Origin of the sequence: Streptomyces sp. NPDC048415 (genome assembly GCF_040651675.1) — a bacterium.
GTDB lineage: Bacteria > Actinomycetota > Actinomycetes > Streptomycetales > Streptomycetaceae > Streptomyces.
On the sequence record NZ_JBEZKJ010000011.1, the window covers coordinates 68047 to 83615 of the forward strand.

General features: G+C 66.9%; 12 protein-coding genes. 4 read left to right on the forward strand and 8 right to left on the reverse strand.

Annotated features, from left to right (window positions below):
• Window positions 1-29: 29 nt before the first annotated feature.
• Window positions 30-1319, reverse strand: a complete 1290-nt coding sequence (locus AB0D27_RS10770) for an acyl-CoA dehydrogenase family protein (RefSeq protein ID WP_362505187.1) — start codon at window positions 1317-1319, stop codon at window positions 30-32.
• Between the two features lie 224 nt (window positions 1320-1543).
• Here AB0D27_RS10770 and AB0D27_RS10775 point away from each other — a divergent pair, with 224 nt between their 5' ends.
• Window positions 1544-2971 (forward strand): hypothetical protein, encoded by a 1428-nt coding sequence (locus AB0D27_RS10775; protein WP_362505190.1) that lies wholly within the window; start codon window positions 1544-1546, stop codon window positions 2969-2971.
• 239 nt (window positions 2972-3210) lie between these two features.
• Here the strand turns inward: AB0D27_RS10775 and AB0D27_RS10780 are convergent, their stop codons facing one another.
• The 4 genes from AB0D27_RS10780 to AB0D27_RS10795 all read right to left on the reverse strand — a co-directional run bounded on the left by AB0D27_RS10780 (window position 3211) and on the right by AB0D27_RS10795 (window position 7572).
• Entirely contained in the window at window positions 3211-4263 is a 1053-nt protein-coding gene (locus AB0D27_RS10780; RefSeq protein WP_362505193.1) for an ATP-binding SpoIIE family protein phosphatase, read from the reverse strand.
• A gap of 396 nt (window positions 4264-4659) precedes the next feature.
• Window positions 4660-4914 carry a hypothetical protein gene (locus AB0D27_RS10785; protein WP_362505196.1) on the reverse strand — a complete coding sequence of 85 codons (255 nt, stop codon included), beginning with the start codon at window positions 4912-4914 and terminating at the stop codon, window positions 4660-4662.
• Between the two features lie 733 nt (window positions 4915-5647).
• The gene (locus tag AB0D27_RS10790; RefSeq protein WP_362505199.1) at window positions 5648-6304 is read right to left on the reverse strand and encodes a DUF6308 family protein; all 657 of its coding nucleotides are present in this window, start codon (window positions 6302-6304) and stop codon (window positions 5648-5650) included.
• A 41-nt stretch (window positions 6305-6345) separates the two neighbouring features.
• The gene (locus AB0D27_RS10795) at window positions 6346-7572 is read right to left on the reverse strand and encodes a VWA domain-containing protein (RefSeq protein ID WP_362505202.1); all 1227 of its coding nucleotides are present in this window, start codon (window positions 7570-7572) and stop codon (window positions 6346-6348) included.
• A gap of 529 nt (window positions 7573-8101) precedes the next feature.
• Between AB0D27_RS10795 and AB0D27_RS10800 the strand changes: the two genes are divergently transcribed.
• Window positions 8102-9622, forward strand: coding sequence for a TerD family protein (locus AB0D27_RS10800; RefSeq protein WP_362505205.1), 1521 nt, complete (start codon window positions 8102-8104; stop codon window positions 9620-9622).
• Between the two features lie 255 nt (window positions 9623-9877).
• Window positions 9878-10831: a 5'-nucleotidase gene (locus AB0D27_RS10805; protein ID WP_362505208.1), complete on the forward strand. Its 954-nt coding sequence runs from the start codon at window positions 9878-9880 to the stop codon at window positions 10829-10831.
• A 490-nt stretch (window positions 10832-11321) separates the two neighbouring features.
• Here AB0D27_RS10805 and AB0D27_RS10810 read toward each other — a convergent pair whose 3' ends face one another.
• Both AB0D27_RS10810 and AB0D27_RS10815 read right to left on the reverse strand, forming a co-directional pair.
• The gene (locus AB0D27_RS10810) at window positions 11322-12512 is read right to left on the reverse strand and encodes a spermidine/putrescine ABC transporter substrate-binding protein (RefSeq protein ID WP_362505211.1); all 1191 of its coding nucleotides are present in this window, start codon (window positions 12510-12512) and stop codon (window positions 11322-11324) included.
• Window positions 12513-12594: 82 nt separating this feature from the next.
• Complete coding sequence (locus tag AB0D27_RS10815; RefSeq protein WP_362505214.1) at window positions 12595-13434, reverse strand: HAMP domain-containing sensor histidine kinase; 840 nt, start codon at window positions 13432-13434, stop codon at window positions 12595-12597.
• Here AB0D27_RS10815 and AB0D27_RS10820 point away from each other — a divergent pair.
• Window positions 13410-13991, forward strand: coding sequence for a hypothetical protein (locus AB0D27_RS10820; RefSeq protein WP_362505217.1), 582 nt, complete (start codon window positions 13410-13412; stop codon window positions 13989-13991). The genes AB0D27_RS10815 and AB0D27_RS10820 overlap by 25 nt on opposite strands.
• 73 nt (window positions 13992-14064) lie before the next feature.
• Here the strand turns inward: AB0D27_RS10820 and AB0D27_RS10825 are convergent, their stop codons facing one another.
• Window positions 14065-15504, reverse strand: a complete 1440-nt coding sequence (locus tag AB0D27_RS10825; protein WP_362505219.1) for a gamma-aminobutyraldehyde dehydrogenase — start codon at window positions 15502-15504, stop codon at window positions 14065-14067.
• Window positions 15505-15569: the final 65 nt, after the last annotated feature.

Sequence of the window (15569 nt, forward strand, 5' to 3'; positions counted from 1 at the left end):
TGACGCGGGGCGCCGCGCTGCATGCCGGGTCAGTGGCTCGGCGCTACAGGCACGAAGGCGTTGTAGCCAGTGATGTCGCGGCCGACGATCAGCGCCTGCACGGTGTCGGTGCCCTCGTAGGTGGCGATGGCCTCGATGTCGCACACGTGCCGGGCCACGTGGTAGTCGAGCAGGATGCCGTTGCCGCCGAGCATGTCGCGGGCGTCGGCGAGGATCGCCCGGGCCCGTTCGGTGTGGTGCATTTTGGCCAGCGCGACCCGAGGCATCGAGTACTCGCCCTCGTCCATGAGCTGGCTGAGCCGGAGCTGCATACACAGCATGTCGGTGATGTCCGCCAGCATCCGCGAGAGCCGGTACTGGACGAGCTGGAAGGAGGCCAGCGGCATCCCGAACTGCTTGCGCTGCTCGGCGTAGGCCAGAGCGGTCTCGTAGCCCGCGATGGCGGCGCCGATCGACTCCCAGGCGACGCAGAAGCGTGAGGCCAGCAGGACCTTTTCGGTGTCGCGGAAGGTGTTGACGTTCGCCAGCCGGTTCTCGGCGGGCACCCGGACGTCGGTGAGGGAGATCTGGGCGTTCTGGACACAGCGCAGAGCCGTCTTGCCCGTGATGGCCTGGGCGTCGAACCCGGGCGTGCCCTTTTCGACCACATAGCCGCCCACGTGCCCGTCTTCCCCGCGGGCCCAGATGATCACGTAGTCGGCGAAGGTCGCGTTGCCGATCCACCTCTTGTAGCCGTTGAGGACGTAGGAATCCCCGTCCCGGCGCGCGGTCGTCTCCAGCTTGACCACGTCCGTGCCGTGCGCGGGCTCGGTCAGACCGAAGGCTCCGACCTTCTCCAGGCGCGCCATCGGCGGCAGGAAGCGCTGCTTCTGCTCCTCGGAGCCGAGCAGTGCGACCGACATCATGGCCAGGGCCGAGTGGACCCCGGCGAACGTCGAGATGCTCAGATCGCCCCGGGCCAGTTCGAGGATCACCAGGCCGGCCGTCACATTGCTCATCCCCGGGCAGCCGTAGCCGGAAATCTGGAAGCCCGCGACGTCCAGCTGCGCCAGTTTGGGCAACAGCTCGAAGGGGAACTCCGCCCGCTCCCAGTACGGGTTGATGATTGGGGTGACCTCCCGGTCCATGAACTCGCGGACCTTCTTGCGAAGGGCCCGCTGCTCGTCGGTGAGCAGGTTGTCCAGCAGGTAGTAGTCGGAGTGCTCCGGTCCGCCCAGTACAGGCGGCTCCACCCCGGACGACATTCCGTTGCTGCTCGGGAAAGCGCCGTTCGGGACGGTCTGGCCCGGGTCGACTGCTGTGCCGTGTGTCGCCTTCATGTTCCGCTCCTTCCGATCGGGAATCCGATGGGTCAGTGCGAACGACGCTAGGAGGGAGCAGAGACGCAGCCACTGGGCGCCGAACACCACATTTCCGACTAATTTGGTGTTCTCGCACCAATTCGCCCGACAGCCCCGTCGCGTCAACCTTGCTCCACGGCTCGGGAAGAGCCGCGGCTCCGTCCTGGCTGCGCGAGCCGACCTCACGATCAGAGGAAACGAACATGACCACACCCGACGCATGGGTCGGACTGCTTCCTCCGACCTTCGACCCGGACTACATCGAGCGTGCCGTCGTGCCCTACCTCTCGAGCAGCGAGTACGTGGGCGAACGGCCCGTACTGCCCATGATTGATCTCGCCCTGAGCAAGGAGAACGCGGCTCCGCCGCACTTTTGGGGCATGCTCTACGACGGGTGGGCGCCCGACCCCAAGGAGGGCACCACGGTCTTCATCACGGGCTACGACCAGCGAGGTCCGGACAACGAGCGGAAGAAGATCTACGCCTCGGCGACCACGCCGGACCTCTACGCAGCCAAGTACGCCCCCAAGGTCGACGGCTTCCTCGCCCGGCTCTTCGCCGATGCCAACGCCGGCAAGCCACTGATGCACGAGTACTACCAGAACTATTTCGACCTCTACTGGGACCTCCACCTCGGCGTCACCGGCGAGGCCATCCCGCCCGAGGTGCGGATGATCGGCACGAGCTTCACCGCCGTCCTCGGTCACTGGTATCCCACCGAGGACGTCGTGCGGGAGAGCATCATGCGGGTGCGCGAACTGCGCCCGCGGCTCAAGGAGTGGATCGACCGCCGGGTGCAGGCAGTGATCGACGGCGACGTCCAGGACTCGGAGGGCACCTTCGTCCACTACTGGCTCAAGAACGGCCAGGGCGGCGAGCACTTCCGCCGCGAGGACATCGTCTTCGAGTGCTTCCACAACTTCCTGGCGTTCAGTCAGTGGGGCAACATGCTCTACCAGACCATGGCCCTGCTGGACGCCGACCACGGCGACCCGGTCGTCAGGTCGTGGTTCGAACGGACGATGACGAACAGCCCGGACACGGCGGACGGCGACGCGTTCACCCCACTCGACCGCTACGTGATGGAGCTCTTCCGCACGGTTTCACCGAACGGAGCCAGCCTGTCGACCGTGAGCACCGAGCGAGGTGCCGAGCCTCGCTTGGGCAGTGTTGTCACCGTGCACCCCTCAGCGAGCCGAGACCCCCGGCACTGGCGCAACCCGGAGGAGTTCGATCCCGAGAGGTATCTGGCAGCGCCGACGACCGCCGACAACACCGAGACGAGAAGCCGCCAAGCCGGGCTTGCGCGCTGTCCCTTTCCACCCGCACCGTTCACCGTCAGGGACGGCCGTCGGGCAGAGATGACCAACAGCGCGTTCGGAGCCGTGTACGGAGTGGTCGACGGCACCGCGTACCCAGTCTGCGACACGGCCGGTTATGCGCCGTTCGGATTCGGCTACCGGCGCTGCGGTGGAGAGCAACTGACCACGGAGTTCGTCAAGGAGTTCCTGCGAACGGTGTGGAGTCGCGGGATCGAATTCACCAGGCTCGACCTTGACCATCCCGAGAAGGTGCCCGTTTCACCGCGCACAGTCATCCAGGACAACATCGGCTTCCGAGAGGGGTCATGAGAACCGCAGCGTGAGGCGCGGATACGCCGGAGTCTGCAACGGCGTATCCGCGCACCTGTGAGAAGACCGAGGGAAGACCGAAGGGGGACTGTCCGTGCCGGCACGACCCCAACAGCCGGCGTTCCCGTCCTGTTGCCGGGGCTGTCTGGCAGGCGGCGTGGCAAACCGAACGGGGGCCGGGACGACCACAAGGCCATCGCAGCCCCCGCGCGGGTTTCCGTCCTCCTCTTTGCCCCTCCTCAAACCGGGCAGGGGTCGTAGTGACCTGCCCGACTGCCTTGTGAGGGGTGCCCCGTCGTAGCAACTGGCCGCTCATCCATCCCGCCCTGCGGCGTCTGCGGCAGGGTCTGCTCGGTCCAGATCACCTTGCCGGCCTGCGTATGCCGCGTCCCCCAACGCTCGGCGACCCGGGCGACAAGAAACAGACCGCGTCCGCTCTCGTCCGTGGTGGCCACCTGACGCAGATGGGGGAACGCGGGGCTGGAGTCAAACACCTCACACGTAAGGGCGTCGTCACAGAGCAGCCGAAGGTGGATCGGTCCAGTGGTGTAGCGGAGAGCGTTGCTCACCAGCTCGCTGAGGATCAGTTCGGTCGTGAAGACGAGGTCACTCAGACCCCAATGCGCAAGCTGGCGCGTAACAGCAGCACGCAGGTCGGCCACCGCCGCCGGCTCGGCGGGCACATCCCAGTCGGCGACGTGATCAGGTCGCATGCCGCGGGTGCGGGCGACCATCAGCGCGACGGCGCCGCCGGGGCGGAGGGGGAGCAGTGCGTCGAACACGGCCGCGCAGGTCTCCTCCGGGCCCGCAACGCCGTTCCGGGTGGCGGCTCGGCTCAGAACCCTCCGCAGCAGTGCGAAACCGCCGTCGGCGCCCTTTCCTCGGCGATGGACCAGGCCGTGGCCGTAGAGCACGAGTTGGCTGCCCTCGGGCACCTCCCACTCCGCGGTGGTGAAGGAGCCGCTGCCCAGGCCGAGGGGCGGCCCGGCGGGCACGTCGGGGAAGTCCACCCGGCCATCGGGGCTCATTACGGCGGGCGGCCGATGCCCGGCCCGGGACACCGCGCAGTGCCGGGAGACCGGGTCGTAGATCGCATAGAGACAAGTCGCTCCCCTGAAAATGCCCTCGCATTCGTCAGGGCCCCGGCCCCACCGGGCCGCGAGATGATCGAGACGGCCCAGGAGTTCGTCGGGCGCCAGGCCGGTCGAGGAGAGGTTGCGGAGCGCGCCGCGCAGCCGGCCGATCCAGGCGCGGGCACGCGGGCCGCAGCCCACAACACTGCCCACAGCCATGGCCACGCGATTCTCGGGCAGCGCAATGAGCTCGATCCAGTCGCCGGATGTCTCCGATCGCGCAGGCCGATAGCGGACTGCCACGTCGACAGCGTGCTGGGCGATCGGGCTCCGGGAGGCGTGGGGCTTCTTGAGGGATGACGTTTGTGGCGTGTCCGCGGACGTAGTCGCGTTCATGTTCCGCTCCTTGTGCGTGTGCGGGATCGGATCGCATCCGTGAAATCGACGCTAGGCGTGCAGGGCACGAAAGCCACTGGGCGCGGGACACCACCTGTCAGTTGAGGTTTGTACTAACGAGCCAATCGACCTGCACTCCGTCGTCTTGGCCCTCAACGGCCTGCAACACAGCAGGCGTTCCCGGCCGGGAAGCCCCCGCCGGGAACGCCTGACCTGGTCTTAGTAGCCGCCGTCACCCCAACCGTCGCCGCCGTCGCCGTGGCCCCAGCCGCCGCCGTGGCCGCCACCACCACCGTGGCCGCCGCCACCGTGGCCGCCGCCGCCGTGGCCGCCGCCGCCGTGAGCCGAGTAGCCGACTTCGTGGCTCTGCTCAGCCGCCGACGCCGTACCGACCCCGATTCCGGTGCAGGCGAGGACAACTGCGGCAGAGGTGACGGCAGCCAGACGGCCAATGCGGGACACATGTGCACTCATAACGTGCTCCTTTCAGAACTGAGTAACTAGCGGATACGGAGGCGACATTTTTTGTCGAAAACGCATTCAGCCGCGCGTCCGTTGCTTCCACGAGCACGGGTGTTCACGTAGCCGGTGCCACAGATCCGTGGGCACATCCTCCGTTCTGTCCGCCACGCTACGGACGGACGTGAGGCAATCCATCGGACGCAGAACACGAGAAAGTCAGCACCGTTCGTATCCGGGACCCAACCCGGAGCCTGTCCACCTCAGGCCGTGGCGTGGTGCCGGACGAGGACGCCCTCGGCGATCGCCGCGATGCGGTTGGTGCACAACGGAGTTACCCGTATGGGGCTGACGAGGCATCGGCCGTCGCAGACCCTTACGCGACCCGCGTGGCCACGGCGGTCGCAGGCCCTTACGCGACCCTCGTGGCCACGGCGCGCGCGGAAGCCGGCGCGCAGATGAGCCTCGCTTGGGAGCAGCCGCCGATCGCACCGACGGCGGCATGAACCTCGGGGCCGCGTACCCCCGAGACTCAGAATCCTCGTCACGGGGTGTGACCAGGATCGCTAGTTGGCATGAGGCAACGTTCGTGACCTGCGCTGATGCCAAGGAGCTTCAGCTGCTGGAGGCACGGAATCAGCGAGATAGTTGGCACTTTGGTACAGCGCAGGTCACAAGGCGTGTCGCCGGAGCAGGGGATCCAGCTGTCCTCCGGGCGTAAGGCTCCCTCGTGCGCGGCCGACGGACTTCAGGTCCCGGTACAGCTCCCCTGCTGATGATCCGTACGGTGATTCATCCAGAGCACCACGTCACAGACCCGCAGCGCACTGACGGTCTCGGGGAGGTCTGCGGCCTGCCGTAGGGCCATCAGCTCGTGATGCACCGCCCAGTTGTCGACACGCAGCGCGGCATACAGGTCGAGCCAGAAAGACTTGGGCCGACCGAGGACGCATCGAACGACCTGATCGTAGACAGGCAGCAACCGCGGGCGCTTCCGGGCGAGGAGCTTCCCGGCCGTGACCCATCCGATTCCGGGCTGGTCGCGAAGAAGGTGCCAGGCAGCGTGTGCCGGCGATCCGTCGGCCAGGTCGCCAGCCTCGGCCTCGACCATGTCGATGTCGAAGGGAACACGGCTCAGCAGCTTGGACACCCGGACAGCAAGGTCGCCTTCCAGGAGGTCCAGGGCGGCCTGCGCGGGAATCCTGACCGACAAGGTCTGCACTGCAATCAGGTCATCGGCAGTCACCGTGTTCGCGACTGCCGGGCGATCACCCCCTCCAGCGAGGTGCTCGAAGCGACTTCCCGTGAACGGCACCGCTTCCTGCAGCAGACCGGTGCCGAAGTAGCGCTGGAGGTTCGAGGCAGCTTGATCAGAGGTGATGAGGCTGCTCAGCCGGTGAGACATCAACTGTGGGGCAACTGGGCCATGGGCTGTCCGGGGCTGCTTCAATGCCGCAACCAGGCGGCGAAGGCGTCGACGAGGCCAGCGTAGAACCGCTCGTCCGGCACCGATCCCGGGTTCTTGCTCGCGTCGTAGAAGGCGACGTTGGTGAAGGTGGCGGAGGCGGAGGCGTTGAGGTTCTTGTAGAACGCGAGCTTGCCGCGCCCAAACCCGACGAACAGCCAGAACACCCCAAGTGATGCGGTGTTCTGCAGCAAGGAGCGGACCTCGGCCTTGTCCCAGGGCTCATCACCGACCTGGGTCACGATGAAGGCGGGATCAGTGGCTCCGGATTCCTGGTAATGCTCTATTGCACGCCGCATCGACTCGGCGAGCCTGCCCCGCCGCCAGTCCACCTGGGTGTGCAACTGTCCGATGCGACCTCGGTAATTGTCCAGCCGGATCTCTTCCAGGAATGGTTGCCTCCCGCTGGAGAAGACGACGGGTACGCTGCCGTCGTCGTCGAGGGCGGTGGACAGAGCCAGGACACGCTCGGCGAAGGCCTGTACCGCGAATGACGCGTACAGCTCCCTCATGTACCAGCTGTGGTCGAGGATCAGATACACCGCAGCCCGCCGATTCGCGATACCGCGGTCCACAAGGGACTTGCCGGCCTGGCGGGCCGGAGACAGCAGTCCGGGCGCCAGTCGTTCGACCTTCGAGAAATCCACTGCGGGACCTGTGGAAGCCGAATTCCGGTGCCCTTGGACGGGGAGCGGCGCGGAAGTTGCGGCGGGCTCGGCTTCGACCTCGACACCGTAGTCGGTGGCGAGACCACCAAGACCGGAGGCATAGCCCTGTCCCACAGCACGGATCTTCCATCCGCCGTTCCGTCGATACAGCTCCGCCAGAAGCACGACCGTCTCCCCGGATGTGAAGTCCGGCGCCGTGAACGACAGGACGCAGGTACCGGCCTGCGTAATCGTCAAGAGAGGTGCCCGAGTGAAGACTCCGCCCCGCTGTAGCGGATCAGCGCTCGCCACCACGATCACCCGGTGTACGTCGGCCGGCACGCGCCCAAGGTCGGCCGTGACCGCAGACCCGGCGACGGACACGGCGTCTTGGGCTGGGTGGTTGTAGAAGACCAGGTCGGCGTCGCTCCGAACCCTGCCGTCCGCTCCCAGCAGCAGCGCCGAGACGTCCGCGGCCAAGCCCTGAACTGACACCGCCAACACCACCGGCGCCGTCAACAGCCCGGTGTTCTGCCCTTTACGCAACGACGTCGTCTGCATCCTCGCCCCCTTGATCGCCGAGAGGGAAACGGTAGACCCCTGATGCCCGACCGTCCCTGCTTTGGACAGAATTCGCCCCCTGAGCCGCCTGCAGTCACTACCTCCTGACCCCGGATGACGAACTTCCCAGGGGCGGATGAGCCTCGCACCTGCTCCCGAAGCGTCTGTTAGTGCCACACTGTGCCCCCGGGAAAAGGGGTGGGCCATGGGGTTCGGTTTCCGTGTCGGTGTGCCTGGGCTGAGTGTGCGTGTCTCCACACGCGGTGTGCGGACCTCCGTCGGTCCACGTGCGGCGAGGCTCAGTGTGGGCAGCGGCGGCGCAAGGGTGTCGACGGGACTCGGCCCCTTCTACGCGTCGAGTTCTCTCAGCGGCAGTCGTCGAAGGACCAGCACACGTCGTACCACGCAGACCCGGTCGGTCGCTCCTTCGGCCGCCCAGTTGGAGCGGGCACGCCGCCAGGCGGAGAGAGCACAACAGGAGGCGGAGCGCGACGCCGCCATCGCTCAGCTGCAGGAGCTGAGGCGCCAGATGACCAGCGTCCACCTGCAGTCTTTCGCCTCTGCGCAACCGCCCGTGATCCCCGCCGCTCCGCAGCTCGGCCTGCCGTGGGCACTCGCCGAGGCCCAGTCCTTTCACCTCCAAGGGGTGGGCCGGCTGGCACGTGCAGAGCGGACTTCCGCCAAGCAGCGCGCCCAACTGGACGCCCCCGCGTACCTGGCCGCGGAGACAGCACGTCTCCACGTAGTCCGTGAGCAGATGGTCACCGAGGCCGGGCAGTGGTGGGATGCGCTGCTCTCCAACGACGAGGCCACCGTCTGCGAGGCCGTGAACAGCGCCTTCTCCGACAATCCGGCCGCCGGCTGCGCAGTCGGCGTGGACCGCACCGTCCTGTCGGTCGTCATCCGACAGCAGGACCTCGACACGATGCCCACCCAAACCGCGGGCCTGACGCCCAGCGGGCGCCCAGCCCTGAAGAACCTCGCCAAACGCGACCGGCTCCTCTGGTGGTTGACAGCCATGGGCTCCAACATCGTCGCCACCCTCAAAGAGGGTTTCGCCACTGCGCCCGGCATCGAAGCCATCGACCTGGCCGTCATGACTCGCCTGCCCGACACTCAGCGACTCGGCTTCGTCGCGTATGGCCGCTGGACACAGCGTGCGATCGAATCAACACCCTGGCGGGAACCCGAGGACGCCCTGCGGTTCCTGGACATCGGGCAGGACGTCGCCTGCTCCGTCATCACCACCGCTTCCGGTAACCTCTCGAGCGCGCTCAAACCGCTGGACGCCACCTGCGTACCCGGCCTCCAAGACCTGCTGGACGGCGCCCAAGACGACCCCGCCTCCGGCGAACCCTCCCTCGCCGACCTGGACATCACCCTCGGCGCCAACACATCTCCCGACCACCGGGCCACGGTCGGCGACCCGTACCGGATCAGACCGTTCGCCGAGTGGAAGCAACAGACTCTCTCCCAGCCGCAACCCGCGCCTGTTGTAGCTCCGGCCGCGTCCGCGGCGCTCATCCCGGGCCAGACCCTCGTCCTGCCCGAGGAAGCCTGGCGGGGACTTCGCGTCTCCTTCAGCTTCGCCGGCGCCGACGCCGACCTCGCTCTGTTCCTACTCGGGAACGACGGCGGAGTCTCCGGTGACGAGGACTTCGTCTTCTACAACCAGCCATCCGCTGCCGCCGGCGGCGCACGGCTCCTCGGTAAACAGCAGGAGGGACCGCACACGGTCGAACGCGCCACCATCCATCTGTGCGCCCTGCCCGAACATGTGCGACGGGTGGCCGTCGCCATCAACATGGACGTCGAAACCGGCCTGACCTGCGGATCCCTCACTCACGCAGCTCTGGACCTGGACTGCACGAGCGGCACCGCCTGGACGTTCAAGCCTCCCGCCGACCCCGCCACCCGGGCCATGGTCATCGCCGAGCTCTACCGGCACAGTGCCGACGGCCATCCGGTATGGAAGCTTCGGGCCCTCGGCCAGGGCTGGGCAGACGGCCTCGACGGCCTCGCTCGCGCCTATGGAGTCAACGTCGAATAACTGGGCGGCGAGCATCAGTTCCGCGCGCGGCGAGGGAATCGGCTCGCCACCGCGGTAACGGAACGTCCGCCTATCAGGGTAAGGAGGCCGCGACGGCACAATCTGGGCGCTCGCCGTCGAAGTGGCGGGCACTGCCGGGGTGTTCACGCAAAACGGTGGGTCGACGGACAGTTCAGGAGCGCCGAACTCACGGCGACATAATTCCACCAAGCGAAGGAACAGGACATCATTCCGACGCACGCAAGGGAAGTCATCATGCCACCCTATAGCCTCGAAAACCGGCTGGTCATCGGAATAGCCTCAAGCGCACTCTTCGACCTTAAAGAGTCCGATGGCGTGTTCCGAAAAGAAGGCGAGGAAGGCTATCGCATCTATCAGCGAGAGAATCTGGACAACACCCTCCAACCCGGCGTGGCTTTTTCTTTCATCCGCCGCATTCTATCGCTGAATGACTTGAACCCAGAAGGCGACCCTTTGGTCGAAGTAATTATCCTCTCCCGCAACGACCCCGACACGGGACTTCGGGTCATGCAGTCCATAAAATCACACGACCTACCTATAAGTCGCGCCATCTTCATGCAAGGTCGAGCACCGTACAAGTTTATGCGCGCCCTACACATGTCACTGTTCCTGTCTGCAGATGAAAACGACGTCCGAGAGGCCGTGACCTCAGGGCTACCTGCTGGTCGGGTCCTCGGTTCCGCCGTTGCCGACGACCCCGAGGACAGGGACCTGCGGATTGCCTTTGACTTCGACGGCGTCCTCGCCGGCGATGAATCGGAGCGCGTCTTCCAACAGAGCGGCATAGAGGTATTCCGCACTCACGAGACCGTGAACGTTGCCACTCCTCACGATGCAGGCCCCCTCCGGGACTTCCTACGCGAGATCAACAAGCTGCAGCGAAGAGAGGAAGAACGTCGCAGGGAGAATGAGGACTACACGATCCGCGTTCACGTATCCATCGTCACAGCACGCAATGCGCCAGCACATGAGCGCGCCATAATGAGTTTGAACAACTGGGGAGTGACAGTCAATGACGCTTTCTTCCTAGGGGGCATCGACAAGGGTTCGATCATGGATGTACTGAGGCCCCACATCTTCTTCGACGACCAGGAAATCCATCTTAAAGGAACCTCCCAGACGACACCGAGCGTCCACATTCCATTCGGGGTTGTCAACCAAGAGGAGAGCACCGAGACGTCCGAGTAGGTTTCCCACGAGAGCGTGGACAAGAGCCCGGCTCTCTTGCACGTGCAGCGGACCCGCGCATCCTTTCATTCATCGCCTGGAGCGAAGTCACCCAGCATGAAATCTCGCTGTGCCCCATCGTCCAGGACCTCCGAGGAGTGGGAGACGCGCGCTTGCTCGTGTCCCGCACCAGCGCACTCCACGAAAGAGACCTGGGGCAAGGAGAACGGACTCGTCTTCGCCGACGTGTCAGCCTCTACGCGACGCGGCTCGGCCAGGCCTGCGACCAAGGCGCTCCCTTGGACGTCTCAAAAGCTGAGATAGTCGAAGAGGAGACTAACGCGCACGGCGCGTCGACCCCTCCGCTCGGCAAGTAAGTCGCACGTCAAGTCTCTTCAGATACCGAAGTTCAGGACGCTGCCATCGATTGCTCCGGCCGCAACATCCGATGCCAACTATCCCGCTTTTGTGCCAACTAAAATGCCTCGTCACACGGGGTGACGAACGGGGCTCAGAGTCCCGCGATCGCGTTCCAGCGCTTCGCGAAATCCGTGCGTTCGCTGGACGTGATGTCGCGGGCGATCGCGAGCCGCTTGCGCATGGTCGCGTCGGGGAAGATCAGCGGGTCCTCGGCGAGGGCGGCGGTGTCCTTGTCCTTGGAGGAGGCGAGGACGTCCTGGGCGGCGGGTACGGGGCAGACGTAGTTGACCCAGGCGGCCAGTTCGGCGGCGACCGCCGGCTCGTAGTAGAAGTCGACGAGTTTCTCCGCGTTGGCCTTGTGGCGGGCCAGGTTGGGAATCATCAGCGACTCCGCCCACAGCTCGGCGCCCTCCTCGGGGACGACGAAGCGGATGTCGGGGTCGTCGGCCTGGAGCTGGATGACATCGCCGGAGTACGCCTGACAGGCCAGCACGTCGCCGCTGGAGAGGTCCTTGATGTAGTCGTTGCCGGTGAAGCGCCGTATCTGGCCGCTGTGTACGTGCTTCTCGACCTGGTCGCAGACCTGGTGGAAGTCGTCGGCCGTCCACCGGGTGATGTCGACGCCGTTGCCCTGCATGAGGAGCGCGAAGGCCTCGTCCAGGCCGGAGAGAAGGGTGACCCGGCCCTTGAGGTCATCGGCCCACAGGTCGGACACGTGGTTGATCTCGTGGCCGACCTTGCGGCGGTTGTACGCGATGCCGGTGATCCCGGACTGCCAGGGAACCGACGACTTGCGCCCGGGGTCGAAGGCGGGTGAACGCAGCAGCGGGTCAAGATACTTGGTGACGTTCGGCTGCCTCGTCCGGTCCATCTCCTGGACCCAGCCGAGGCGGACGAAACGGGCGCACATCCAGTCGCTGATGACGATGAGATCGCGGCCCGTCCGCTGGTGGTTCATCAGGGACGGGCTGATCTTGCCGAAGAACTCGTCGTTGTCGTTGATCTCCTCGATGTAGTCGACGGAGATCCGGGTGCGCTTCTCGAATGCCTCCAGCGTGGGCCGCCTGGTCGTGTGCTTGTCGTCGGTGTCGATGTACAGCGGCCAGTTCGCCCACGTCAGCCGCTTGTCCGTGGCGGAGAGGTCGGCCGCGGCCCGGTCGCCGGGTGCCACATACGCGGCCGGCACCCCGCATCCGGCGAGGGCGCCGAGCGCGGCACCACCGCCGAGGGCACGCAGCAGGGACCGGCGGGACAGGGGCGAGGTCTTCCGCATCACGGGCACCCGGGCAGCATGGCGCCCCCGGCTTCGCCTGAACAATGGACGCTGCGTCGAGCGGTCGCTCTCCTGGCCGACACCTTGTCGATCAGCTGAGCCGGCGCTCGACGGCGTCGGGCGAGCCGGTCGGCGTCGGAGGGCATCCCGGTAGCGTGACCCGCACGGTCAGGCCGCCCTCCGGGCGGGGCCAGGCCTCTACCGTGCCGCCGTGTGCGGTGGCGACGGCCGTGACGATGGAGAGGCCGAGGCCCAGGCCGTCGCGCCCCCGGACGCGCGCGGTGCCGAGGCGACGGAACGGCTGGAAGAGTCCCGCCACTTGGTCGCGCGGGATCACCGGGCCGGTGTTGGCGATCCGCAGGACGGCACGCCCGGCCTCCAGCCCCGTCCACAGGCGGACCCAACTCTCCTCAGCGTCGGCGTGGTTGTGCCGTACGGCGTTGTCGGTCAGGTTGACCACCAGCCGCTCGATCAGCTGGGGGTCCCCGAGTACTGGGGCGGAGTTGAGGTCGGCCCGCACCCGGGGCCCGGCCCCGGTCCCGCCCTCGTCCCCGTCCTCATCCTCGCTCTCCGGCAACCGTCCCCGCACGATCTCCGCCAGATCCGCGAACTCCCGCCGCCGCAGCCCGCCTTGGCTGCGCGCCAGCGTCAGCAGCGCGTCGATGAGCCGCTCCTGCTCCTGCCCGGCCGCCCGCACCCGCAGACACCCCGCCCGCAGGCTCTCCACCGACGCCCCGGGGTCCGCGAGCGCGACGTCCACGATCGCCTGCTGGAGGGTGAGCGGCGTACGCAGCTCGTGCGAGGCGTTTGCCACGAACTGCTTCTGCGCCTCGAACGCGCCCTCAAGGCGGTCCAGTACGTCATCGAACGTGTCCGCCCCACTGATCCACCACCGGGAGGAACCCCATGCGTGCTCTGGTCCCCAGGCCACGACGGCTCGCCCTGGCCTGCGCCATGATCTCGGCCGCCACGCTCGGCACGGTCAGCGCGTCGGCGGCCTCGGCGTCCGACACGTCCACCGTGACGTCCGCGAAACCCGCCGCGTCCCGGCACGCCGAGCCGCCCAAGGGAACGGCGCTGGCAGTCGCGTACAAGCCCACCGCGAAAGCCCCCGGTGACGTGAAAGCGGCGAACGGCGAGTTCGCCGCGTGCATGCGCGGGCAAGGCCAGAAGTACTTCCCCGACTTCCACGCGTCCAAGGACGCGGAGGGGCATGTACGCCTGGACGTGAAGGTCGTCGGCAAGGACTTCGATCCGACGTCGAAGGAGTACAAGAACGCTCTGGACGCCTGCGCGCCCATCCTGGCGAAGGCCGGTATCTCCTTCCCGGCCGCGCCCGACCTGCCGCCGCTGCCCGAGCCCGGCAAGAAGCCGCCGTTCCTGCACAAGGAGCACACGGGGCAGAAGGGGCACACGGAGCACAAGGAGACGGGCCAGCCCGGCGAGCCTGACCTCCCCTCGCTCAGCAGCGGTATCGAGAGCGCCTGACCATCGCGGAGGGGGAACACCGCGGCCCCGGACGGGATCAACTCCCGTCCGGGGCCGCGCGGTTCATGCGGGATCAGCTGTCCAGCGACGTCATCACGTGCTTGATGCGCGTGTAGTCCTCGAAGCCGTACCCCGAGAGGTCCTTGCCGTATCCGGACTTCTTGAAGCCGCCGTGCGGCATCTCGGCGACCAGCGGGATATGGGTGTTGATCCACACGCAGCCGAAGTCGAGGGACTTCGACAGGCGCATCGCGCGGCCGTGGTCCTTCGTCCAGACGGAGGAGGCGAGGGCGTAGTCGACGCCGTTCGCCCACTCGATCGCCTGGGCCTCGTCCGAGAAGGACTGCACGGTGATGACCGGGCCGAAGACCTCGTTCTGGATGATCTCGTCGTCCTGCTTCAGACCCGAGACGACGGTCGCGGCGTAGAAGTAGCCCTTCTCGCCGACCTGCTGACCGCCCGCCTCGACCTTGGCGTGCGCGGGCAGGCGCTCGATGAAGCCGGCGACCTGCTTGAGCTGGTTCGGGTTGTTCAGCGGGCCGTAGAGCACATCCTCGTCGTCCGGCTGGCCGGTCTTCGTCTCGGCGGCGGCCTTGGCGAGCGCGGCGACGAACTCGTCGTGGATGGACTCCTGGACCAGGACGCGGGTCGCGGCCGTACAGTCCTGGCCCGCGTTGAAGAAGCCCGCGACCGAGATGTCCTCGACGGCCTTGGCGATGTCGGTGTCCTCGAAGACGACGACCGGGGCCTTGCCGCCCAGCTCCAGGTGGACGCGCTTGAGGTCCTTGGAGGCCGACTCGGCGACCGACATGCCCGCGCGGACCGAACCGGTGATGGAGGCCATCGCCGGGACCGGGTGCTCGACCATCGCGCGGCCGGTGTCGCGGTCGCCGCAGATGACGTTGAAGACGCCCTTGGGGAGGATGCCGCCGATGATGTCGGCGATCAGCACGGTGGATGCGGGGGTGGTGTCCGACGGCTTCAGGACGACCGTGTTGCCGGCCGCGAGCGCCGGGGCGAACTTCCACACGGCCATCATCATCGGGTAGTTCCACGGCGCGACCTGGGCGCAGACGCCGATCGGCTCGCGGCGGATGATCGAGGTCATGCCCTCCATGTACTCGCCGGCCGAGCGGCCCTCGAGCATGCGGGCGGCACCCGCGAAGAAGCGGATCTGGTCCACCATCGGCGGGATTTCCTCGGACCGGGTCAGCCCGATCGGCTTGCCGGTGTTCTCCACCTCGGCCGCGATGAGCTCCTCGGCCCGCTCCTCGAACGCATCCGCGATCTTGAGGAGGGCCTTCTGGCGCTCGGCCGGGGTCTGGTCGCGCCAGGCCGGGAAGGCCGCGGCGGCGGCCGCCATCGCGGCGTCGACGTCCGCCTGTCCGGACAGCGGCGCGGTCGCGTACGCCTCACCGGTCGCGGGGTTGACCACGTCAGTGGTCCGTCCGTCGGCGGCGTCCCGGAACTCACCGTCGATGTAATTGCGCAGACGACGCAGCTCGGTGCTCACTGCCGGCCCTCCAAGTTTGGGTGTCCAATCGCTGAGACACCCACCCTAATCCGTGCACCCACGTT